Origin of the sequence: Kineosporia babensis (assembly GCF_021129305.1) — a bacterium.
Taxonomy (GTDB): Bacteria; Actinomycetota; Actinomycetes; order Actinomycetales; family Kineosporiaceae; genus Kineosporia; species Kineosporia babensis.
The window spans coordinates 81,359-104,170 of record NZ_JAJOMB010000027.1; the positions used below are offsets into that span (position 1 = coordinate 81,359).

Annotated in this window: 22 protein-coding genes; 13 read left to right on the forward strand and 9 right to left on the reverse strand. The window is 67.9% G+C overall.

Annotated features, from left to right (window positions below; translation table 11 throughout):
* Positions 1 to 42: 42 nt before the first annotated feature.
* From LR394_RS35195 to LR394_RS35210, 4 genes are all read right to left on the reverse strand, one after another.
* Positions 43 to 645, reverse strand: coding sequence for a hypothetical protein (locus LR394_RS35195; protein ID WP_231449007.1), 603 nt, complete (start codon positions 643 to 645; stop codon positions 43 to 45).
* A gap of 250 nt (positions 646 to 895) precedes the next feature.
* A complete protein-coding gene (locus tag LR394_RS35200; protein WP_231449008.1) occupies positions 896 to 1,405 on the reverse strand; it encodes a hypothetical protein in 510 nt (169 codons plus the stop codon).
* A gap of 86 nt (positions 1,406 to 1,491) precedes the next feature.
* The gene (locus tag LR394_RS35205; RefSeq protein ID WP_231449009.1) at positions 1,492 to 2,436 is read right to left on the reverse strand and encodes a hypothetical protein; all 945 of its coding nucleotides are present in this window, start codon (positions 2,434 to 2,436) and stop codon (positions 1,492 to 1,494) included.
* Between the two features lie 129 nt (positions 2,437 to 2,565).
* Positions 2,566 to 3,792 (reverse strand): hypothetical protein, encoded by a 1,227-nt coding sequence (locus LR394_RS35210; RefSeq protein WP_231449010.1) that lies wholly within the window; start codon positions 3,790 to 3,792, stop codon positions 2,566 to 2,568.
* A gap of 456 nt (positions 3,793 to 4,248) precedes the next feature.
* Here LR394_RS35210 and LR394_RS35215 point away from each other — a divergent pair, with 456 nt between their 5' ends.
* On the forward strand, positions 4,249 to 4,827 hold the full coding sequence (locus tag LR394_RS35215; protein WP_231449011.1) for a helix-turn-helix domain-containing protein: 579 nt from the start codon (positions 4,249 to 4,251) through the stop codon (positions 4,825 to 4,827).
* Positions 4,724 to 5,467: a hypothetical protein gene (locus tag LR394_RS35220; RefSeq protein ID WP_231449012.1), complete on the forward strand. Its 744-nt coding sequence runs from the start codon at positions 4,724 to 4,726 to the stop codon at positions 5,465 to 5,467. The genes LR394_RS35215 and LR394_RS35220 overlap by 104 nt, the downstream gene beginning before the upstream one ends.
* Positions 5,468 to 5,518: 51 nt before the next feature.
* On the opposite strand, the gene LR394_RS35225 is transcribed toward LR394_RS35220, so the two are convergent.
* Together LR394_RS35225 and LR394_RS35230 are read right to left on the reverse strand one after the other, a co-directional pair.
* A complete protein-coding gene (locus LR394_RS35225) occupies positions 5,519 to 5,992 on the reverse strand; it encodes a hypothetical protein (RefSeq protein WP_231449013.1) in 474 nt (157 codons plus the stop codon).
* 164 nt (positions 5,993 to 6,156) lie between these two features.
* The gene (locus LR394_RS35230; RefSeq protein WP_231449014.1) at positions 6,157 to 6,840 is read right to left on the reverse strand and encodes a hypothetical protein; all 684 of its coding nucleotides are present in this window, start codon (positions 6,838 to 6,840) and stop codon (positions 6,157 to 6,159) included.
* Between the two features lie 116 nt (positions 6,841 to 6,956).
* Here LR394_RS35230 and LR394_RS35235 point away from each other — a divergent pair, with 116 nt between their 5' ends.
* Both LR394_RS35235 and LR394_RS35240 read left to right on the forward strand, forming a co-directional pair.
* Positions 6,957 to 7,367 (forward strand): helix-turn-helix domain-containing protein, encoded by a 411-nt coding sequence (locus LR394_RS35235; protein WP_231449015.1) that lies wholly within the window; start codon positions 6,957 to 6,959, stop codon positions 7,365 to 7,367.
* Positions 7,364 to 7,741, forward strand: coding sequence for a hypothetical protein (locus LR394_RS35240; protein ID WP_231449016.1), 378 nt, complete (start codon positions 7,364 to 7,366; stop codon positions 7,739 to 7,741). Before LR394_RS35235 ends, LR394_RS35240 begins: the two co-directional genes overlap by 4 nt.
* Positions 7,742 to 7,953: 212 nt before the next feature.
* Here the strand turns inward: LR394_RS35240 and LR394_RS35245 are convergent, their stop codons facing one another.
* Positions 7,954 to 8,973, reverse strand: a complete 1,020-nt coding sequence (locus LR394_RS35245; RefSeq protein WP_231449017.1) for a C40 family peptidase — start codon at positions 8,971 to 8,973, stop codon at positions 7,954 to 7,956.
* A 779-nt stretch (positions 8,974 to 9,752) separates the two neighbouring features.
* On the opposite strand from LR394_RS35245, the gene LR394_RS35250 reads away from it, so the two are divergent.
* From LR394_RS35250 to LR394_RS35290, 9 genes are all read left to right on the forward strand, one after another.
* Entirely contained in the window at positions 9,753 to 10,040 is a 288-nt protein-coding gene (locus tag LR394_RS35250; protein WP_231449018.1) for a hypothetical protein, read from the forward strand.
* 5 nt (positions 10,041 to 10,045) lie between these two features.
* Positions 10,046 to 10,846 (forward strand): hypothetical protein, encoded by an 801-nt coding sequence (locus LR394_RS35255; protein ID WP_231449019.1) that lies wholly within the window; start codon positions 10,046 to 10,048, stop codon positions 10,844 to 10,846.
* A 217-nt stretch (positions 10,847 to 11,063) separates the two neighbouring features.
* Positions 11,064 to 13,250, forward strand: coding sequence for a hypothetical protein (locus LR394_RS35260; RefSeq protein ID WP_231449020.1), 2,187 nt, complete (start codon positions 11,064 to 11,066; stop codon positions 13,248 to 13,250).
* Positions 13,247 to 15,010: an SCO6880 family protein gene (locus tag LR394_RS35265; RefSeq protein WP_231449021.1), complete on the forward strand. Its 1,764-nt coding sequence runs from the start codon at positions 13,247 to 13,249 to the stop codon at positions 15,008 to 15,010. Before LR394_RS35260 ends, LR394_RS35265 begins: the two co-directional genes overlap by 4 nt.
* 66 nt (positions 15,011 to 15,076) lie before the next feature.
* On the forward strand, positions 15,077 to 16,588 hold the full coding sequence (locus tag LR394_RS35270) for a hypothetical protein (protein ID WP_231449022.1): 1,512 nt from the start codon (positions 15,077 to 15,079) through the stop codon (positions 16,586 to 16,588).
* Between the two features lie 3 nt (positions 16,589 to 16,591).
* Entirely contained in the window at positions 16,592 to 18,532 is a 1,941-nt protein-coding gene (locus tag LR394_RS35275; RefSeq protein ID WP_231449023.1) for a type IV secretory system conjugative DNA transfer family protein, read from the forward strand.
* The gene (locus tag LR394_RS35280; protein WP_231449024.1) at positions 18,529 to 19,506 is read left to right on the forward strand and encodes a hypothetical protein; all 978 of its coding nucleotides are present in this window, start codon (positions 18,529 to 18,531) and stop codon (positions 19,504 to 19,506) included. Before LR394_RS35275 ends, LR394_RS35280 begins: the two co-directional genes overlap by 4 nt.
* A 76-nt stretch (positions 19,507 to 19,582) precedes the next feature.
* Positions 19,583 to 20,824 (forward strand): DnaB-like helicase N-terminal domain-containing protein, encoded by a 1,242-nt coding sequence (locus LR394_RS35285; protein ID WP_231449025.1) that lies wholly within the window; start codon positions 19,583 to 19,585, stop codon positions 20,822 to 20,824.
* Between the two features lie 152 nt (positions 20,825 to 20,976).
* Positions 20,977 to 21,156: a hypothetical protein gene (locus LR394_RS35290; RefSeq protein WP_231449026.1), complete on the forward strand. Its 180-nt coding sequence runs from the start codon at positions 20,977 to 20,979 to the stop codon at positions 21,154 to 21,156.
* On the opposite strand, the gene LR394_RS35295 is transcribed toward LR394_RS35290, so the two are convergent.
* Both LR394_RS35295 and LR394_RS35300 read right to left on the reverse strand, forming a co-directional pair.
* Positions 21,153 to 22,037 carry a DJ-1/PfpI family protein gene (locus tag LR394_RS35295; protein WP_231449027.1) on the reverse strand — a complete coding sequence of 295 codons (885 nt, stop codon included), beginning with the start codon at positions 22,035 to 22,037 and terminating at the stop codon, positions 21,153 to 21,155. The two genes, LR394_RS35290 and LR394_RS35295, sit on opposite strands and share 4 nt — an antisense overlap.
* Positions 22,034 to 22,807, reverse strand: a complete 774-nt coding sequence (locus LR394_RS35300) for an ABC transporter ATP-binding protein (RefSeq protein WP_231449028.1) — start codon at positions 22,805 to 22,807, stop codon at positions 22,034 to 22,036. The genes LR394_RS35295 and LR394_RS35300 overlap by 4 nt, the downstream gene beginning before the upstream one ends.
* Between the last annotated feature and the right edge of the window lie 5 nt (positions 22,808 to 22,812).

The following is a 22,812-nucleotide window of genomic DNA, read 5'->3' on the forward strand; positions in this document are numbered from 1 at the left end:
AGGGCACTTCCTGACGAACGCTGACTCAATCCGAGATCCAGGTCAGCGAGTCCCACTGCGCAGGCGACGGTAGTGCTCGGCGACCTGCTGCGCCCACTCGCGGCCCGTGTACTCGTACTTGTAGGAACGCACGACGGTGGTTTCTGTGCCGCTCATGGCGTCGTCCTCGGTGAGGTAGAAGCCGACTCCGCCGGCCCAGCGGCCGAGGTCGTTGGTGTCTTCTTGCAGGCCCATGTACAGCGGGACGGGCCAGTCCTCGCCGGTCGCTCCTGGGAGCGGGATTATGATGGTCATGGTACCGCCGCCGGTGTGCTCGATGCGCGGTTGTAGCTCGCCGTTTGTGGCTTCGCGGATGTAGTCGAACATCTCCGCGTGGTCCCGTTCGATCGCGGTGATGACGTGCTCGCGGCACACGTCAGGCACGTCCCGGTCCGGGGGGAGGTTCCAGTCGCTGAGGAAGTCGTGACCGCCGATCCGGCACACGCCAGGGCGTGCCGGGATGGCCTTCGGGCGGGCGGACACCAGAATCCGGTGGACGTCATTGATATCAAGCAGGTCATGGGCCAGTCGGGTTTCCATTTCGGGGACAGCGGTTTCGTCCGGGACGAGCATGATCACGGACGTGTCGAACTTGATGTACTGCATGAGGAGAGCGCCCTTTCCGGCGTGCGGATTCTGACCGCAGGCGTCACCCGCCTCCTCCAGCCCGGCCGAGTCCAGGGCGAACCACCGCCGTTGGCCCAGCGGGCCGTTCTTGCCCGCTCCGGGGCCACAGACAAGGTCCCTGGCCGCGGCCCGGCTGAGGAGGCGAGCCTGAGCGGTCAGAATCGCGACGAAAGTGTCACTCCTGCAGAGGATTCTCACGTTATGGCGTGCCGCCGGGCACAGCGTGGATTCAGTTGGCTGCCAGGTGGGCGATCTCGTTGACCCGGTGGTGGAGCCAGGTTCGCAGTCCGCCGCCGCTGACTTGGCGGACGTCGTGACCGCTGTTGCTGGGGCTGTCGCCGGTGGGGACGCGGTAGTCGGTGATGCCGAGGGCGGCGGTGATGCGGATGACGTATTCGTGGAAGCTGTTGTCGGGGATGTATCCGCGTTCGGTGTCGGCTCGGTCCAGTCCGCGTTTGATCTTCCGGAGTACTTTGACGATGGATTCGGCCTGGTCGAGGCTGATCTGGTGCGGGTTGAAGTAGTGGCTGTAGCCCCAGACGGTGCCTTTCTCGAGGTCGACGTAGCCGGTGATCTGGAAATCCGCGTACTGACTGGCGGTTTGGCACCAGCCCCACGTGGGGGTCTGCCACCAGCCCTTGGAGTCCTGGTAGCCGATCTGCGCGATGATCTGATGGGTGGTGTCGTACAGGTGCTGCGACGTCACCAGCACCACCAGCGGGATGTCCGAACGGGTCATGACAGAAATACCTTTCACGCTTGAGGGTGGAGAGAAGGGTCCGGGGCCAGCCGTTTCTGGGTGGCCCCGGACCGACGGTGGTGTGTTCAGCGGTGGTCGTGGTGCTCGGCGTGTGCGCTCTCGGTCGGGATGTGTTCGGCGTGCCAGGCCGCTGGGTGTGCGCTGTCGAAGGCGTCGTGGGCGTGGTCGCGTTCTTCGCGGATCAGGGCGGAGTCGAAGCCGCAGGTCATGCAGGACCACACCGTCCGGGCCGTGACCAGGTCGTCGTTCAGGTCGAGGTGGGCTGTTCCGTAGTCGTCTTCGCCGACGGCTGCGTCCCAGCGCAGGTCGTTGAGGTAGGTCCACAGGTCGTCGTCGAGCCGGCCGATCAGGCTCGGCTCGCTGGTGGCGATCGACCTGTGTGAGCGGGTCTGGATGTCGGTGAGGTGGAAGCCCTGGCCGGGTTCGTCACCGGTGGTCAGGGTGATGCGGGTGGTGTCGGGGACGAATTGGCGGATCAGGGCGATGACGGTGTCGAGCAGTGGCTGGTCGGCGTGCACAGAGGGCTCCTCTTCGATGGGCGTGGACGGCGGGGTTTCGTCCTCGCCGGTGGCGGGTGGGTGTTCGTGTGCGGGAAGATCGAGGTGGTGCAGCCAGACCGCCCGGGCCAGTTGCCCGGCCAGGTCGTCGACGGGCAGCCGGCAGAAGGCCAGGGACTGCTCGTCGAGGGTGAGGGCGTACTGCGTGGGGTCGTAGCGCCGGCCTTCGTAGGAGGTCCACGCGGTGATCGCGACGTGGTGGCCGCCGATGGTGATGTCGGTGAACGTCGCGGCCGGGCAGACGCGCCGGTACCAGGGGTTTTCGCGGTGCACCAGCCGTGTGACCGGCTGGCGGAGAAGTCGTTCCAGATGGGCGGCGACCTCTCGTTCGAAATCGTGCGCCCCGCACTCGTGCAGCCCACGTTCACGCGGTGGCAGCACGGTGATGGAAGCGTCCGGTTCCGCAACCGGAACCGCAGTGACGAGAGCACCGGTGTCCAGGTGGATGCTCACGCTGAGAGTCCTTTCCGAGAGAGGGTTTCTGCTCGGCTGCTGCGCGGGCAGCCGACGGGGGCTGTGGAGAGGTTGGGCCCGGGGCTCCTCGATGGAGGTGCCCCGGGCCCGGGTTGTGTGGCGGGTTGTTCAGTTGGTGGCGGCGGCGAGCTGCATGGCCTGGACCGCGACGGATTCCATCTCGTAGGCGGTGTCAGCGTCGAGGGTCTGGGCGGTGGAGGTGATGGCGTGCATGACGCCCCCAGCACTGAGGTCTGCGCCGCGGATGAAGTGGGCCAGGATCGAGTCCTGCTGGGAGTCACTGAACTTGAACTTGCTCGCGACGACCTTGAGGGTCTTGTCGACGTCCTCGACCGGCTTGTCGGAGATCGCTTCGAGCTGACGGACCATCCTGGCCACGTACTCCGGGTCCAGGTATGCCCTCACGGCGTCGCGGGCCTGGGAGGTGATGAGTTCCAGTGATTTGGAGAGGGTTTCGGCGGACCAGGTGACGATGCCCTCGCCGCCGGCGTACCGGGCGCCCAGGTGCGTCTTGCGCAGCACAGACTGCTCCATCACCATCCCGTTGCGGCACACCCGCACGGTCAGCCGCGGCTCGATGCTGAAGGCACCTCCACCGGTTTCAGAGTTGCGCATCACGAACCCGCCCCACACCACCGGTAGTTCGCTTCCGGGTCGGGAGTCGAACGGGCTGCGGTAGTTCTTCAGGAGACTGGGGGCCATCGCCTGCACGCCGGGGGCGGTGACTCTGACGTACATGCGCTGCTCGGTCAGGTCGCATCCCTCCACGACCACCTGCTCACCGGACTGCTTGACCCCGTCCAGGGCTGCAACCAGGACGTCCAGGTGGTCGATCCGGGAGTAGGAGTCCGACAGGAACGCCCTTACCGTCCCGTCCACTCCGCCGCCGAGGGCCTCGTTGAGGCCGGCGATCCGGGCGTTGAACGGCGCGTCCGGGGCGTTGTTCGGGTTCGGGCGGGTGCGCAGGGCCCGGACGAGGAAGCGCTTGTCGGTGCACGAGAGCCAGCCGTTGACGTTGGCGTCGAAGAGGTCGGGGTGATCTTGGCCGAGGCGGCGCAGGTAGGCCTGGGGGATGGTGAGTTTCTCGGCGAGCTGGCCGGTCGCGGTGGAGTTGATGGCGTAGGTCCCGGCGGTCATGGTGACGCCGTCGGCGCCGAGCTGCGGGACGGTGTCGCGCAGGATGAGCTGGCCGCCGGAGGCGTGCAGGGCGCCGGATCCGGCGATGACGTCCAGGGCGCGGGTGGACTGGTCCTTGAGCAGGGTCGCCAGGTTCGCGAGAGCCATGTTGCGGGTGGGGTCCTCGAGTTCGGCCCGGACGATGGTGTTCGCGCTCATGATGGGGTGCCTCCCGGCAGGTGCTGTGCTCGGGGGCCAGCTGGTGGCTGGCCCTCCCCAGGGGGGTGGGGATGAGCAGGCACAGCGGGTGCGGCGAACAAGCCGAGGGTCAAGCCCGGCCCTGGCGCATCAGGCAAAGATCCCGCACGCGAGCGTCTTTGCCCCGTTCAGGGCCGTTCTTGCCCTGGGGCAAGGCAGACGCCGCGCGGTCGGGGGCTTGCGGCGGCCAGGGCTTGACGATCGGCGCGACGCACCCGAAGCTGCATGGCTCACCCACCCCGGGGGCGCCAGTTGCCGCGGCCTTGATGTCTCGCGACGAAGAGGACCGTTAACGGGGCGAGCCTGCATCCCGTCTGAGGCTGGATCGGTGTGAGACGGCGAACGCAACCGTCGGTGCCCTTCGAGGTTCAGCGCACGTTGACCAAGGTTGTCGGTGCTGCCCTTTACGGTGGGCACATGGCCAATCGCCCTGCCCTTGACGCTGACGGCTTGGAAGAAGTCCGCGCCCGGATCGACGACAAACAGTCTCTAACCGAGATTGCTGCCGCACTCGGGGTGTCGTACAAGACGGTGCAGAAGGCAGCCAAAACCTTGGGGTTGAAGCCCGCGACCAGGCCCCGACCCGTCCATGATCAGGCCAAGAGGCAGAGGGCGGTGGAGTTGTACCAGGCCGGTAAATCCTGCTCGAAAGTCTCACGGGAACTGGGAGTTTCCGAGCCCTGGGTCGTCGAGCAGGTGAAGAAGGCCGGGATCGCGTTGCGCTCGACCGCGAAGCTCGCTGACACCGCGTCTGACATCGTCGCCCGGTACCAGGCTGGAGAATCGACAGGAGAGCTGGTTGCAGATCTGGGCGTCTCAGATTCGGCCATCAGCAACCGGCTGAAGCATGCCGGCGTCAGCGTCCACCGGGCGGGCTGGAAGATTCGGCTTCATGACCTACGCGATGACGCCTTCGCCTTCAGCACAGGCCACGAAGGACAACCTGCCTGCATGGGAGGACGACGCTGCGTACTGGGCTGGGTTCCTGATGGCTGATGGAACCATCAGCACAACGAATCGGATCACTCTTTCCCTTGCCGCGAAAGACGAGGGGCACATTGCGGCCTGGCTTGAGTTTCTCGGCTGCCTACAAGTAAAAATCCGGATCGAGTCCGTCAGATTTTCTAATGATGCGCCGGAGAAGATGAAAGCGAGAGCGCAGGTCAGTAGCCGGCAGTTAGCTGAAGATCTTGCTCGGCATGGCATAGTCCATCGCAAGTCAAGTGCGGGCCTGCCCGCCAGTGCTTCTCTGGCTGAGAACGCAGCCTTTTGGCGGGGAATGATCGACGGCGATGGCACCCTTGGGCTTCCCAAGGGAAAACATGGTCCGATCCTGATGCTCGTCGGCTCACTCGCCGTCATGGAACAGTTCGCCGACTTCCTCCATCATGTGATCGGCGGCAAGAAACCCAACGTTTTGGCAGTTCATGGCACGTCGGTCATTGTCCAGGTCAGGGTCAATGGCGTGCGAACCCGTGAGGCAATTCACGTTCTCTGGGATGGTGTTTTCGATGCGCGCCAGTCACCTGCACTGGATAGAAAGAGCCAGCGAGCCAGCGAGGCAATGACGTGGAGGACTCGGACCGAGATCGAGCAGGCGATGGGTAACGAAGGTGCACGGTCCGTAGGACGATGAGCAGGTCAGCAGACCCATTCCTGCTCCAGCGGCCGGCCGGATCCTGAGGCCCTATTTCAGCAGTTCGGGGAGCTGGGAGTGCCACCAGCGGGGGCCCTGGAAGCCCGCGATCCGTGCGGGGCGCAGGAGTTTGATCTGGAGTTCGCGTTTGGCGTAGACGCCGAGCATCGCCGCTTTGAAGGCTTCGAGTGAGGTTTCGAGGTGCGTGAAACCGAGCGTCCCTTGCTTGACCTTGCCTTCGACCCTCTGGATTGCGCTGAAAATTTTTACCTGGTGCGTGGTGCCGCGCAGTTCATATGCAGCTTGATCCAGGTCGGCATGCGAGGTTGGAAAATGGATAGAGCTGCCGGGATTCTGCCACCACTTATGAAGATCCTCGTGCTCCCGCGGGCGGTGCAAATGTTCTATAGCCATAGTCCGAGCTTGCTCCGGGTTGGCATTCATGAACCAGCGCTCAAGCATTACTTCCGGTGCTGGCTCGGTCATTCTGCTGATCCCCGCATCCAGCATGTCTGCGAACGACATATCCCATCCCTTGGTCTCGACAGAAGAATGCTTCTGTTCGGCTTGGGTTTCACCCTGAGATGCACCGTGGGTGAAATGAGTAGATACCGGAGCATACCTCGGGGCGAGCTGTGTTCGGCCGAGTCTGCGAGGCGGGGCGGGGTACCTCGTCGTTCGCTGCTGGGTCATGCGGTTGGCGGAGCGAGTCGGTTGCGCAGGTGCTGGATGCTGGTGGCGATCTGGTCGGGGGTGCCGGCGACGGCGTGATCGAGCTCGTCCAGGAGGTCGGTGACCTGGGTGCGCATGGTCTGGGTGAACTGCTCGATCTGGGCGTCGTACTGGGCGGCCAGGTGTGCTGCGCCGTCGCGCAGGACAGCCCGGGTCTGGGCGGAGAGTGCCTGCTCGGTTGTCGCGCTTTCGGTGGGGTGTTCGAGGGCGAAGGCGTAGTAGACCTCTTCGCGGGTGCCGGGGAGTGGCTGGTCCCCGATGATCCAACGCCGCGCCAGGTCCGGGTCTTCGATCCGGACCGTGGAAGTCACCGCGAGCACACTCGGCGTGCCCGGGTCTTCGCTGGTGTGGTCCGGTGGAGTCAGGAGCTGGGCCGGTGGCACATCAAGAGCCAGGGCGAAGACGAGGAGCTCGTCCAGGCTGATCCCGCGCCGCATAGTCTCGATGCTCGCGATCATGCTGTCGGTGATGGCGGGGGCGCCCAGCTGAGCGCAGCGTTCGGCGAAGGCGGTGGCGCTCTTGAAGCCTCGCTCGCGGCGTAGCTGACGGATCCGGCGGGCGGCGACCTCGGTCGCCTTCGCTGCGGGAGCGCCCTGCTTGCCCGGTTTCACGCCTGCTTGCCCTTGTTCCTGTTCTGTCATATTCACAGATTATCTGACGACTGTTGACCTGTCGATTCTGTGGCTACAGGATCCAGCTACGGCAAGTCCGCAGGTCAAGAACTTGTGAATATCGCAGAGAGATGGTGGGTATGGCCATGGAGGGCGTGGATCGGTTGTGGACGCACGAGGAGACGGCGTCGTTCTTGCATGTGTCGGTGTGGCGTTTGCATCACCTGGTCGCCGATGGTGCGGGGCCGGCGATGTACTGGGTGGGTAGCCAGCGCCGGTACGACCCGGTGGAGGTGCGCTCGTGGTTGCGCGAGCAGCAGACCCTGCGGCCCACGGCGCCGGCCTCGACGCCTCGCGCGGTGCGGTTGTCCCCGTCGAGCAGGACCTGCGGTGGTGCGCACACCCGAGTCCCCGAACGTGCCGAGCATTCCGGCGGTGAGGGCAATGAGGGCCAGCGCGAGCAGGGGCGGCACTCGGCGCCCCGGGCGTCGGGTGGGCGGCACGCGGCTGGTGCGTGCGGTGGCTCGGTGGCTTCGTCCGGTCAGGTGCAGTCGTGAGCCGGGACGGGATGGTCATGGGTGCAGCGAGCGTGCAGTCCCAGTGGCTGGCTCAGGATTCCGTGGGCGGCGAGCGGGAGTCGGGGTCTCGGGTGTGGACGGTGGAGTCGGTGCGGGCGTTGGGGGTGACGACGGATCTGGCGACGGCGGCGAGTGTGCTGGGGTTCGGGCGCACGCTGGCGTTCGACCTGCTGCGCAAGAGTGAGTTCCCGGTCCCGGTGCTGCGCGCTGGGCGCAAGATTCGGGTGCCGGTGCAGGGTCTGCTGGCGTGCCTGGGCGCCGATGTCCCGACGCTCACGGGTGACGACGTTCCTGCTGATCGAGGTGCCGTGTCGTCGCCTCGTGATGCGCGCCCGAGGACGGGGGCTGCGTGATGGCTCTGAGTACCTCGATGCGGTGGTTGCCCTGGACGGGGGCGGTCGTTGTTCTGCTGGCGCACCGCCTTCGTGAGCGCGTGGAGGGGCCGAGGGGTGGGACGTCGGTGTGGTTGGCGCAGTGGTGGCTGGTCTGCGTTCTGCTGGGTCTCGGTTCGGGTGAGGTGCTGTCGAGGCCTGTGCGGGTGAAAGAGTTCCTGGAGTGGTGTGATTCAGGCGACGATGCGACGCATGCCGGTGATCCGGGGTCTCCATCCGCTCAGTTGGGAAATCTTTACGACATCCCCGGTCTGCGGCGCATGCACGATCAGGCCCTGCCCCATGTAGAGCCCGACGTGACCGGGCAGGAAGATCAGGTCGCCTGGCTTGAGGGCAGCGGTGTCGTAGACCGGGCTGCCGGAGTGAATCTGCTGGGACGTCGTGCGCGGCAGGCTGATCCCGGCGTGGCGGTAGCTCTGCTGCACCAGGGAGGAGCAGTCGCAGCGCTTGGACGCGATGCCCGAGTGGGGGTCGGTGCAGGTGCCGCCCCATTGGTAGGGGGTGCCGAGCTGCTGCAGCGCCCACACGATCGAGGTCACTACGGCCGGGGATGTGTCGGCGGGCAGGGCGTAGCCGTCGGGCAGGTCGCCGGCCAGGTCGTCCGGGACGCCGGGGTCGCTGTCCAGTCCGGTGCAGATGATGCTGCCGCTGGACTGGCCGAAGGACTCCACCAGGCTCGCCGCGACCGTTTCCCATTGCGCGTAGGCGTCGGGGTGGCCGGAGACCTGGACGGCCTGAGCGGCCACGGTCAGGGACATGTTCTCCCACCCGGAGATGTCGAGGAGCCCGCGCTGGCCTGCGGCGCCACCGGTGTAGAACATCCGCGACGCGCTGATGGGATCCATGCGGGCGGCCTCGCTGCCCCAGGGGGCGCGTTGCTGGAACAGCCCGAGGCTGTCGCGGTCGCCGTAGTCCAGGTTGCGCAGCCGCGACTCCTGGATGGCGGTGGCGACCGCGATCGTCTGGCCCCGCCCGGAGACCCCCAAGCCGGTGCCCACGGCCGAGATGATCTGGGCGTTGGCCACCTGCGCGGCCGTCATTGGCGCACCGTCCACGAGGAGATCGGCCGAGCCGGCGGTCCCCGCGGTGCCGGTGGCCGTGCAGACGGCCGCGTCGGCTGAACCGGAGTTGAGCGCGCCGGCCCCGACGGCGCCGATCGCCACGCTCAGCGTCAGCACCAGCGGCGTCGCCAAGGCTCCAAGGATCAGCCTCGACGTCATCAGTTGCCCTGCCCGGCACAGTGCCCAGCACCGCAACCATCACCAGCGCCGACCGCGAACCCGTTCATGCCGTGGGTGGCAGCAGGCCGCAAACGCCCGTCGGTCATCCCGGAGCGCGTGAACTCGGCGGCTGTTTCGACGGAGATCCACACTCGGGTGCGGGTTTTCGGGCAGGGTGCAGCGGCTATCGGCATGCGGGATGTCCTTGGGATGCGCGACGCCCACTGGCACCCTCCGAGCGACGGAGCTCGAAAAGGGCCAGGGCGTCAATGGTTTCCCCGAGCGGGGAGAGGTCCAGGCCGACCATCGCAAGCCCAGGGCGCCCGCGCCTACATCACGAGACGATCTTCGCCGGGTCGGCCGTCAGACAACTACACAAAGTAGTTTCCGATGGCCGGAGCGCCGTCAACCCGCTAGCGCCGGAAATAGCCTCGCCATCACGCGAAGTAATTGCCGAGTCAATCAATCCAGTGTGCATCTGGTCCGTTGTCGGAGTCTTTCGTGCAGGCCAAGGCCATCTTGTTGCTTAGTGTGAGCGATGCTCCGAGCGAGTGAAGATCGCCCGGCAACTACTTTGCGTATTGATTCTTGATTCGCATTCCCCGACAGTTGCCTGACAGCAACGCTGACGGTCGGTGATGACCGACCTGACTCACAGCCCCCGTCACCCCGGAGAGTGTCCACTCCCGCCGGGCATGGCGCCGGGAGCTTCCCCGAGCAAGGAGTTCTCCCTGATGTCTCACTCTGTCTTGATGGCTGTCTTCGAGGCCGCGAACAACGTCCCGAACCCGGCCCCGCTGGACCCGACGGCGGGCTCCAACGGCGTGACTTTGCTGATGTCGTACCTGAAGTGGGCGGTCCTGATCGCCTGTGGTGTGACGTGTCTGGCCTCGGGTGGCCTGATGGCCACGGGCTCGCTGTCCAACCGTCCCGACCACGTCGACAAGGGAAAGCGGGCCTTCCTCTGGGGCCTGGGCGGGGTCCTGGCCGCCGTCATCGCCATCCCGATGGTCAACACCGTCTTCGGTGCGGCGGGCTGAAACCAATGCCGTTCTCCCTCAGGACCTCCGGCCGCCGCGCGAACGCCGGGAACACCTTCCTGCAGCCACGCCGCCGCACCGGCATCTGGCTGGCGGCAGCTCTGGGCCTGGTCCTCGTGACGGCCGGAGTCCTGGCGGGAATGACCCTGGCAACCCGTACCCCCACCACCCCCGCCGCGGCGTCGCTCGCGAACCCGGCCGGCACCCCCTCGGGAGATGAAACCTCCATCCCGCAGCAGAGGCCGACCGCTCCTGGGGTGACGGCGGTTCGGGGTGATCTGAAGCTGGTGACCGGGCGCGAGCTGGTCAACGGGGTCGCGGTGCGCTACCCGCGCACTCCCGCCGGCGCCGTCTCGGCGGGGGCCGAGTTCCTGGCGCAGATGGGAACGTTCGATCCGGACCGCAAGGCCGCGGTCGGGCGGGTCATCGCCGAGAAGGCATGGGCCAATGCGGCTGATGAGTTCGCCCAGGGCGCTCAGAGTTCACGTAAGCACTACGGGCTGCCCCCGACCGGACCCCTGCCGTCCGGGTCGTCCCTGGCCGTCAGCCCACAGCAGTACCAGATCCAGCCATCCACGGTCCCGGGCGAAGTCACCGTCCTCTTCCTGAGCTACCTGGTCGTCACCACCCAGGAAGCGGGTACGACCTCGAGCGTGATCGTGCAGCCCGCCGCGCTGCACTGGGAAAACGGCGACTGGAAACTGGCCCGCGACGAGGACAACGACCAGGCCGCCAACAACGAGCTCCTGGCCACCCCGTTCAGCCAGAAAGCCATCAGCCTCGGATGGCGAGACCTCCAGCCCTGAAACCAGAACCAACCCGACCACCGCCGAAAACTCGCCCCCTGCCGGACGGAAGGACCTGCGGGTGGGGATGGTGAGCAGCGTGCCGATCCAAGGCCGGATCCGCTGCGCGTGATTCGCCTCTTGTGACGTCCCGGGACTGCCGGCCGGCGTCACCCCGTCAAGCCTGGCCCTGAGGGGCAACTGCCGGCTTCAGCATCCCTTGAGCGTGAGGAGCATCGTGCCCTGCATTCTAGATCCCGTCGACTGCGTCACCGACGCGGCGGGCGGCCTGGTCGGAGGTGTCGCCTCCTCGGCCTGGGAATCGGTCTGCAAGTCCTTCGCCGAAGCCGCCACCTCGTTGCTGGAGGCGTTCGCTAAGGCCTTCACAGCCTTCCCGGACATGAACCCGCTCTCGGCCGGGGTCCGGGGGGTGTACGCGATCAGCCTCGGCATCGCCATCGTCGTGGGCGCGGGTCTGTTCCTGTGGCAGGTCGCCCGCACTGCGATCACGCACGAAGGCGCGCCCCTGGCCTACGGATTGGCGGGTCTGGGAAAGGCGCTGCTGTCGTTCATCGCGACGTTGACGGTGACGTCGGCGGCGCTGATGGCCTCCAACGACCTGACCGCATGGATCATCAATGCCAGTTTCGGTGACATTGACGGGCTGCAGGAGAAACTGGCCAAGGTCTTCTCCTTCCAAACTCCAGGCCAGCAGGCGTCTTTGCTGCTGATCATGGCGCTGATCGGGATCATCCTGACCCTCGTGCTGTGGTTCGAGCTGCTGCTGTCGAACGCGGCCATCGCGATCTTGATCGGGACCTCCCCGATCGCTGGGGCCGGGCAGATCAGCGAGGCCACGCGCTCGTGGTGGCCGAAGCTGGTCTCGGCCACGATCCAGCTGATCATCCTCAAACCCATCATCGCGCTGGTTTTCGCGATCGGTTTCGGCGTCACCGGCCAGGCCGATGATCTGGGCACACTGCTGGGCGGGATGATGATCCTGCTGCTGTCGGTCCTGGCTTGGCCCGCCATCGCCCGGTTCTTCACGTTCGCTCAGGTCACTGTCGGCGGAGGTTCCGGCCTGGCCGCAGCCATCGGCCTGGCCGCCGGGCGAACCGCAGACCTCGCCGCAGCGGGGCCTTCGGGGGCCAGCCCGAACAAGTTCGCCGCGGACAGCGAGTCCCGGACCATGTCCGCCGTCGGAGCCCGGGCCGGTAAGAGCGGCGCCGGAACGGCCGGGATCGGCAAGGCCGCTGCTGCCGGGGGCCCGACACCACTGGCACTGGTCGCCGCCGGGCTCAGCGCCGCCCAGAGCGCGGCCAACAGCCTGGTCGGACGGATGGAACAGACCGCCTCCCACGCCGGCCTGGACCGACCCAACCCCCACCCCGCCGTCGCCGGACACCCCAGCGGCGCCAGCATGCGCTGGCCCTCCAGCCACCACGGCGCCACGAGCGAAACCCCCGACTGGAACACCAACTCCAACGACGACAGCACCACTGCTGGCTCTACCAACGGATCTGGCGACACGAACTCCATGACCAGCACACCGCCCACACCTCCTACACAGGACGCGGCCACTCGCGACGCAGCCGGCACGAACACCGGTGCCGGTGCCGGTGCGATGGCGATGCCGCCCAGCGCGAGCAGCACCAGCGACAGCGCCTGGGCCGGGGACCCTTCGATGACCTCTGATGCACAGCTCAGCCCCGCTCCCGGCCCGGACACCGGGCTCATCGCCTCGGCGGACACCTCGGCAGGAACTGACGAGAACGATCTGCCGCAGCCCGGGCCGGGCTCGGTGTCCCCGGGACAGGGGGAACTGTTCGCCTACCCCGAGCCCGCCACAGACTCCAGCCCGGGCATGGAGGACGACGTGACCTCCACGGCCGAGGCTAGCGACGAGGTCTCGGCCACCGCTTCTTCCGCTCCGGCCACGGCTGAGGTCTCGGGATCAAGGGCCGCCGCGTCCGAGGGCGCCACGTCGAACGCCGCCACCGATGCGACGGCGTCGGACGCTACAGACACAGCCGTTCGGCCAGGCGTTCACGAGAACACCGTGACCCGCAACCAGAGCAGTCACGCAACCAGCCCAGTGACCAGCGAGAGCGGCTCGACGCAGAGCCAGGTTTCTGAGCATGGCACCTCAGTGGTGGCAGACCCTTCCCCGGGAACGGCGTCACATCCCGCTGCGCGAGGGACAGACAGCACCCATCACAGCACGAACAACCCCGATGGCCCGGTCGATCCCGGGCATGGAGCCCACGGGCACGCCAGCCCGCCCAGTACGGGCACCAGCAACGGTGCGGGCCCCCAGAACAGCAACCAGAACGTCGGCCGTGACAACGGAACCGGCAACACCAGCACCAACCCCCGTGGCGGGGCCGGTCGTGACGTGACGAACGAGAACGGGCAGGGACGATGAGCAGTCAGACGGTGACTCGTACAGGTAACGGTGAAGCGGTCCGGTACCGGACGTATCTGGGCTGGCAGCCCGAGAAGGTCGCGTTCATGTTCGGCGTCTCCGGACAACGGGTCGCGCTGATCGTCGCCGCAGTCCTGGCCGCGATCTGGCCCCTGGCCGCCCAGCGCATCCAGCTGGCCCCGATCGCCTGGCCGATCGCGCTGCTACTGGCCGGATTCGCGTTCATCCGCCTCGGCGGACGCACCCTCGACGAATGGGTCGCGGCCTTCGTGAGCTACCAGCTTCTGCGCGTGCGTTCTCAGCACCGCTTCGTCTCCGCCGCCTTCGCACCCACCACCGCGCCTGAGACGAACACCGAAGACGACAACGCCGACGACGTCGACGGACCCCACCACGACAATGACCGCGCCGACGAACACGCCGACGAACCTCGCGACAACAGCGGCGGCGAGCAGGATCTTGGCGATCAGCGTGGGCGCCGGCGGTGGCTGGTCCAGCGGCGCGCAGCGCAGATGGACCTGCCTGGGGTGCTGGCCCCGCTGACGTTCCTGGAAGCGCAGATGGGCGCCACCGCGGCCGGGGCGATGCACGAGGGCGACGGGGCTCTGGCGGTGGCCTATCACCGGCTCGACCGCACCTACACGGCCGTGGCGCGCGTGTCCTACCCAGGCATCGGACTCGTCGATTCCGAGCGCCGTGAAGCCCGAGTCAACGGCTGGGGCGCGCTGCTGTCGGGGCTGTGCACCGAGGGCCAGCTGATCGTGCGGGTCCAGGCCCTGCAGCGGATGAGCCCCGCCTCCGGCGCGGCGCTACGCCGCTGGCACACCGACCACCTCGGCACCAACGCACCCCAGCTGGCGCGCGAGATCACCAGCGGCCTGCTCGCCACCGCCGGCGTGACCACGAGCCAGCGCGAAGGGTTCCTGGCCTTCACCATGGACTCCCGCCGCGCCGCCTCCACTATCCGGGCGGCTGGTGGCGGAACGGCCGGCGCGGTGAAGGTTCTCACCCGGCAGCTGCGCGCGATCTCGTCCTCGGTCGCGGGGGCGGATGTGCAGATCGAGTCCTGGCTCGGCCCGCGTGATCTGGCCGAGGTCATCCGCACCGCCTACGACCCCCACGCCGCCCGGACCCTCGCCGAACGCCGCGCCGCGAGCCCGGCTCCCGGGCACTTCAGCAGCGGCCCACACACCGCGAACGGTGGCGCGCTAGCTGCGGGTGTGGCTCCGGCGGTGGCGGGTCCGGCTGCGGCAGAGTCTCTTCCGGGCTCCTACCGGCACGACGGTGGATTCTCGGCGACGTTCTGGGTGCAGGACTGGCCCCGATCCCAGGTGTTCTCCACCGCTTTGGCGCCGCTGCTGGGCGAGTCGACGCACCGGCGGGCTTTCAGCCTGCACATCGAACCGCTCGGCCCGCGCACGGCGGAGCGGGACGTGATGCGTGAGCGGACCGCCCGGAGTGTGGCGGTGCGGATGCGTCAGCGCACCGGGCAGATCGTGCCCGAGCACGAGCAGGCAGCTCTGGACCGCGCCCGGGCCCAGGACATGGACCGCGCCGCCGGCCACGGCCTCGTCCGCTTCACCGGGTACGTCACCGTCACCGTCACCGACGAACGCCTCCTGGAAGACGCTTGCGCCGAGCTCGAGGCCGACGCCGCCGCGGCCCGGATCGAACTGCGTCGCATGTGGTACGCGCAGGACGTCGGCTTCGCCATGAGCGCCCTGCCCCTCGGATTCGGCCTGCCCCGCAAGCGCTTCTAAACCCTGGGCCCGGCGTCCAACGCCGCACTCGCATCTGACTTTCACGCTCCCAGCAAGGACGACGCCATGAGACGCCGCACCCGCGAACACGTTCCGCAGACAGACTTCGCCTCTCTCCTGACCGCAGCATCCGGTACAGCCATCAGCCTGCCCAGCCAACCCGAGCTGGTGCCCGCGAGCCTGAAACCCGCCAGGGCGCGGAGGGAAGTCGTTCCGCCCCGGCGGGGGTACGCGCGCCCGTACTCCGGGCACGCCCCTCGCACCCCGGCCGTGCCGGTGTTCCGGGCCTCGACCGGGCAGATGCAGGGCCTGTACCCGTGGCTGCACGGCGCATCCATGCCACCGGTCGGCGCGTACATCGGCGTCGACTGCCTCTCCGGCGGCTCCTTTTCGGCGCACCCGATCGAATGGCTGCTGTCCGGGATCATCAGCAACCCGAACATCCTGATCACCGGCGTCCCCGGCGCCGGGAAATCGGCCACCATCAAAGCTCTCGCGTTGCGGCTGATGGCCTACGGGGTCAAGGCTTTTGTCCTGGGGGATGTGAAGAACGAGTACGCGGCCCTGGCCCGGGCGCTGGGCATCGAACCGCTGGAGATCGGCCCGGGGCTGCCGGCCCGGTTGAACCCGCTGGACGCGGGGCCGCTGGGAGCGAACCTGCCCAAGGACGCCCGAGCGCGTCGTGAGCGGCTGGACGAGATCCACCGCCGCCGCATCGCGCTGCTGTCCTCGCTCCTGGTCGTGCGCCTGGCCCGTGACCTCACCCCGACCGAGGAAGCCGCGCTGTCGCTGGCCATTCATCACGCGGCCGGGCAGGACACCGGCGCCGACCGGCTCCCGGACCCGACGATCCCGCAGGTGTGGGCTCTGCTGCGTGACCCCACCCGGGAGATGGCCCGCGAACTGCGGGTTCCGGGTGATGACCCGGACGAGATGCGCGAGATGATCCGCCCCGCGGCCGATGCCCTCGGCAACATGGTCCAAGGCTCGCTCGCCGGACTGTTCGACGGGCCGACCACGGTCCGGATGGACTTCGACGCCCCGATCCAGACCGTCGACCTGTCCCGTCTGGACGGGCGCGGTGACGAGACCGTGGCGATGACCCTGGCGTGTGTCTCCTCGTGGGGGCAGGCCGCGATCGACGACCCCACCGGCGGCGTGCGCCTGGTCATCCGCGACGAACTCTGGCGCGCCATGCGCATTCCCGCGATGATCCGCAAGGTCGACTCCGACCTGCGCCTCTCGCGCGCGAAGGGAACCATCGAGGTCCTGTCCACACACCGCCTGGCCGACTTCGAGGCCGTAGGCGCCGCCGACTCCGCCGAAGTCGCCATCGCACGGAACCTCATCTCTTCCTGTGACGTGCGGATCTGCCTTCGCCAGGACACCGCACCTCTGGCCATGACCCGCGACGCCATTGGCCTGACCGACACCGAATGTGCCCACATCGCCGGCTGGAACGGCGAACAGGTCGGCCGCGCGCTGTGGAAGATCGGCCGACGCTCCTCCCACGTCGTGCAGGTGATCCTCTCGCCGATGGAACGGAAACTGTTCTACACCAACGAAAGAATGGTCTAACCGATGGCGGGCATCGGTGGGTCCACCGACCGGGCCACCGCGAAGGCCAGCAGCATCGGCAACGACCGCGTCACTGTTGGCCGCGGCCTGCTCGACGGTCCCGGCGACTATCTCCTGGCCGGCCTGCTCGCCCTGGTCGCCTCGGTCGGGGTCGGGACGTGGCTGTGGGGGCAACTGGCTGGGCTGCTGTTCTCGGCCCGGTGGCTGGACATCAGCATCGGGCAGAGCATCACCATTGCCGCCGACCTGCCCGGCCACTGGAGCGACCCACGCCAGGCATGGCCCGAAAGCGCCCGGGAGCATCTGCCGGGCCTGTTCGGGATGCTGATCTGCGCGGTCCTGGTGCTGGCCGGTCTCGGCGTCGGGTTGAGGCTGGTGCTGCGGCGTTCGGGGCGCTCCCGCCAGGTGCGGGGTTTCGCGTCCCCGGGGCAGTTGGAGGCGCTGTTGTCGCCGCAGGCCGCGTTGGCCAAGGCGTCCTGGCTGCGCCCCGGGCTGACTGGAAAGCTCATCGAGGCGGCCGATGTCATGGTCGATCTCGGACGCGCCGGTGGACGCCAGGTGGCGACGGCGATCGATGTGTCGGTGCTGCTGCTGGCCGCGGCCCGCTCGGGTAAGTCGAGCCAGATCGTGATCCCGTGGCTGCGTTCGTGGCCCGGTCCCGCGCTGGTGACCTCGGTCCGCACGGACGTCGTGAAGGCGACGTTGGCCATCCGCCGTGAGCGTGGCCCGGTCGCGGTGATGGACCTGTCCGGAACCCGCTGGCCCGAAACCCTGCGCTGGTCGCCTGTGGAGGGCTGTGAGGAGTTCGATGTTGCCCGCCGTCGTGCGGACACGATGGTCCAGGTCGGCAAGTCCGGCGACGGCGGGGGCATGTCCGACTCCACCAACGCGGGGTTCTTCGGCGCGACCGCCACGAACCTCCTGGCTGGGTGGCTGCACACCGCCGCCCTCACGGGCCGCACGATGGACGATGTCCTGACCTGGGCTCTGGACGAACACCTCGACGAGCCTGTCCGTCTCCTGCGCGACCAGCCCAAGGCCGCCATGGGCGTGGCCGCGATGATGCACGGCATCTACCGCGCCCCGATGGAAACCCGCTCCAACATGTGGACCACCGCCATGACCTCCGTCGCCCCACTTCTGTCGGCGACGGCACGTGAGGTGTTCAGCTCCGGTGCCGGGCGCAGCTTCAACATCGAGGAGTTCCTGCGCCGCGAAGGAACGATCTACCTCGTCGTGCCCAAACACGAAGCCGCGGGCCTGGCCCCGCTGATCTCCGGGTTCGTGGACGAGATCACCCAGACCGCCAACGCTCTCGGCTCCCGCACCCCGTCGGGTCGGCTGGATCCGCCGTTGGGGATGTTCCTGGACGAGGTCGCGAACATCTCGCCGCTGCCGCACCTGCCCTCGCTGATGTCCTGGTCAGCCGGCTCGGGAATCTTCGTTCTGGCCGTGCTTCAGGAGATCGCCCAGGCCCGCGCGGGGTGGGGCCGTAACGGCTCCGACATGCTCTGGGGATCGGCGACCGTGAAGATCGCTCTGGGTGGTCTGTCCGGGGACGAGCTGGCCGACTTCTCCAAGCTCTGCGGCCATTACCGCGAAACCCTCGTCACCACTCAACGATCGGCCACCGGGACCACGACCCACACCAGCCTCTCCGATCGGTCGGTGCTCTCGGCGGAGAACATCCGCACTCTTTCCACCGAGGACCGTGAAGCGCTGATCGTGCACACCAGCATCCCGCCCGTCCTCACCCGGATGCAGCGTCACTACGAAAGCCCCCACGCCCACGAGTACGCCCACTCGGTAACCGACACCGCGCGCCAGCTCGCCGCCCTTAACCCCGGGTACCCCATGCCGGACGACGAGACCCGCCTGGCCCCACCGGCCTCCCGGCTGACGTCCGTACGGCGCGTGCTGCCCAGCTTCAGGAGGGCGCGATGAGTGACCTGCTGCATGAGGAGAACGGATCGCACGCCCGGCTGCGGCCGTCGGCCCGCACCCGCCGCATGCCCCGCAGCATGCGTGCCCGAGACCGTACCGACCAGCCACCCTCGGCCGATGCCGCTCAGGCAAGTGCTCCGGTTGCGGATCTGAACGAGTGGCACGCCATGACCGAACCGGCGCGCTCGCGGGAATGGTCGGGTCTGGTCGGGTGGGTGCGCTGGCTGCACGACGCTTACGAGCTGTCCGTCGAGGAACGATTGCCGCTGTGCTGGTACCAGCACCCCGGCCTGGTCGAGGAACTACGCGCGCTGAAAGCGTGGCGCGAAGAGATTTACCGCAACCCACCACCAGCCACCGCCCCGGCTCCGCCGACAGACGACGGGGAGGGCACGGGCGACGCTCCGGGCTCCGGGCGGGTGAGTAGCCCGGGTGCAGGGCAGGCTGCCCGGTACTGGCATGCCGAGCTACGGCAGGTCCTGCACGCGGCCGGCACTCAGTACGCGCCCGGCTGCCCCGCCGGGCACCGCGGGGCCACTCTCCTGCACGACGTCAACCCCGACCTGCACGAACGCTGGATCGCCGGCAACGACGGAACCGGGGCACCCGCACCACTCCTGACTGCCCCCGACCCCGGCAACACCGGGCATCCCTCGGGCCCCGGCGATCCGATGCTGATCGAGCACACAGCCCTAATGGCCGCCGTGGATGACGGACGAGCCCGATCACTGGGCGCTCTCGTCCAGGACTACGTCCAGTTCGAGGACTCCTGGTGGACGAGAATCCCTGCCATCACGACCCCGGACAACCATCCGTCGGCGAACGACCCTGCGACGCAACCGCTATGGCAGAAAGTCGTCAATGACGACCTGATCGAACGGCTGGACCGATCAGCCGAGCGCCTGCGAACAGCGGACGACGCCGTGAAGAACCAACGCCCACGCCGCACCCCGGAACGCCCGGCCACCTCATAAGACTCAGCCGCACACCAACCCCAGCACGGGACGCTGCCTCCGTCCCGCACTGGACCTCGCTACCACCGGAGATGCCATGTCATCCGTGACCTTACGCGCCGAGCAAGCCCTGCTCGGCGCCCTGCTCACCCAACAAAAGAACGAGCACACCGCCGCGATGCGCCTGCTCGAAGCCACCGACTTCGGCCAGCGCCTGCACCGCCACGTCTTCACCGCCATCCAAGAACTGCGCACCACCGAACCGCACCTGAACGGCCCCGGTCTCGTCGACGCCGTCGCCGAACGCATCGGCAGCGAACCCAGCACCGTCCAGGCCCTTGCCGACAGCGCCCCGGCCCCCGCGCACGCCGACGCGTACGCCCAGATGATCCAGACAGCCGCGTTCCGCCGCGAAATCGCCGACGCCTCCCAAGCCTTTGCCCACAACATCGCCACCACCAGCACCAGCCCCGCCGACGTCAGCATCGAACCCGGCCCAGCGCAGGCACCCAGCGACAGCGTCACCACGGCAGAAGACCCACACCGCGCCCGGCTCCTCGCAGCCCTGGAACGCCAGGTCGAGATCTACAGCACCCTCGCCAACACCCCCGACACCCTCACCCAGACACCAGCCAACCCCTCACCAGATCCCGGGACTATCACCTCGACCACACCCCGCAGCGCGACCGCCGAACCGGAGCTCGTCTCGAGCACGGATACCCCGGACCGGCCGCAGGATGCCTCGGTGGGGGAGCGGGTGCGGCTGGAGGACGAGCTGCTGGCGGACCTGCTGCGCAACCCTGACCAAAGCGATGTCCTGGCCACCTTCGTGGCCGACAGCACCTTCACCAGCGGGCAACGCCGTGAGATGTACCAGACCATCCTCATCACCGCCCACGCTGGCCAGCCCATCGACGACGTCATCATCGCCTGGCAAGTCGAACTCCAACGCGCCGCCAACCGCCTCAACCACAACACCAGCCCCGCGCCGGAACCACCCACCATCCCCGGATACACCCCCGGCGCTGGCACCGAACCCGACCTGGTCTACCTCACCCGCCTGGCCGCCACCGAAACCCCGCGCACCGCCATCGAGATCGGCCAGCGCCTCGTCACCGAGGACATGACCAAACTGCTGCGCGAGAACGTCCCCCAACCGAAAGCGCAGTACACACCGCAGCCTCACCCCGCTGCCGCGCGTAGTGCTGGGCTTCAGCGGCGGGCGGCCACCGCGCAGCCGGTTCGGCGCCCATCCGTCATACCTCTGGATCCTTCGCTGAAACCACCCGCGCCGACCTCGTCCGAGACTCAGCGTCCGACCCCCAGGACCGAACGATGAACGGCGCCCAGCCCTCCACTAGCCAGCCCAGCGCTGGCCAGCGCACCGCGGCCCTGGCGCGCCCGGCATCAACGGCGCCTGTAATCGCCTCACCGGCCACGGTGGTGACGGCGAGTGGGCAGGTTCAGGACCTCGTTGTTACCCACTCGCACATGACAGAGGCCCTACGTGATCAGCAGGCCCGTCCATTAGCCCCGCTGATCACCGATTTCGTCCGCTACAGCGGGTACTGGTGGATCGCCTCGCCCGACGGATGGCTGCGCATCACCGACCCTGACCTGGCTCGCACCCTCGATCGACAGCATCAACGATTCGCTAAGGGGCTCTTCTAGCGCGCGGGATTGGGGCCGGGGGCTGATGAGCCTGATTCTTGACCGCCGTGCATGGCGGTTGCGGCTTGGTCCCCAGGCCACAGTCTGGTTGCGCGAAGGGCGTGCTCGATAGGGGCGTAGAAGTCACGGGCAAGTGCGACCATTTCGGGGCCCGCGTTCTCCGGGGTGCCGGCGCCGTAGGGCGGCTGTGGGGCGTACTCGGCGCCCAGCTCCAGGAATCGGGCGTAGTCGTCGCCGCGTAGTTGGGCGGCCAGGGTGAGGGCGAGGTCCATGCCGGCGGTGACCCCGGCTGCGGTAGCGACGTTGCCGTCGATGACGACCCGTTCATCGACCGGGATTGCCCCATAACCGGCCAGCAGATGGCGGACCGACCAATGTGAGGTGGCGCGGCGGCCTTTCAGCAGTCCGGCGGCGCCTAGGGCGATGGCACCGGTGCAGACACTGGCAACGGTTCCTGCGCTGTGCCCAAGGTTGCGGATGGACTCCATGGCGGCGTGATCCTTGAGTAGGACGGCGGTGTCGCCGCCGGGCACCAGTAGCACGGTGGGGGAGGCCGGTGCGTCCTGGAGAGTCGTGGTGGGGGTGATAGGGAGTCCGCCGGCGCTGAGGACGGGCTCGTTCGCGGCCCTGGTGGTGGCCAGGTGGATGGTGGCGCCGACCATAGAGGCCAGGAAGTAGTGGGGGCCGATCGCGTCGAGCGTGTCAAAGCCGGGGTGTAGAACGATGACGACGTCTTCGTCGGCGGTGAAGGTAACGCCGGGCCGCGCGGCCAGGGCTTCGTGGGCCGCGACGGATCGGTCGAAGGCTTCCTGCGCGGCAGCGTCCTTGGGCTCGGGGTCGTGCGACATGTCGGCCAGGTGGTTCGCGATCTCGTCGGTCACTGTTGGTTCCCATCGGTGTAGACCAGGTGCAGGCGCCCGGTCAGCGGGTTGGTCATGGTGGCGGCCTTGACCCCGAAGACCTGCTGGAGCAGGTCCGGGGTGAGGACGTCCTGCGGGGTCCCGGTGGCGACGGCCGAGCCCTCGAAGAGCACGACAACGCGGTCGCAGTAGGCGGCGGCGAGGTTGAGGTCGTGCAGGGTGATCAGGGTGGTGATCCGCAGGCTTCGCACCAGGGCGAGGAGGCTGAGCTGGTGCTGGATGTCGAGGTGGTTGGTCGGCTCGTCGAGAACCAGGATGCTGGGTTCCTGAGCCAGGGCACGGGCGAGCTGGACTCGCTGGCGTTCACCGCCGGAGAGCGTGCTGATGCCGCGGTCGGCGAAATGGGTGACTCCGGCTGCGTTCATGGCACGTTCGACGGCTGCCTGGTCGTCGGAGGTGCCGGCCCCCAGGAGCCGGCCGTGGGGTACCCGGCCGGTGGCGACGCATTCGGTCACGGTCAGTTCGAGGTCGCTGGGGCTGTCCTGGACGACGGCGGCGATGACGCGGGCTGCTTCCCGGGAGCGCATGCCCCACACATCCCGGCCTTCGGCGAGGATGTGGCCTTTGGTAGGCCGCAGCATCCGGTAGATGGTGCGTAACAGGGTCGACTTGCCGCTGCCGTTGGGGCCCACGAGTCCGACGATGTCGGTGCTGGCCGTGAGGGTGATCTGGTTGATGATGCGGCGGCCTGCAAGCTCGACGCTGATCCCCTGGACTTCGAGGTCGCTCATGCCTG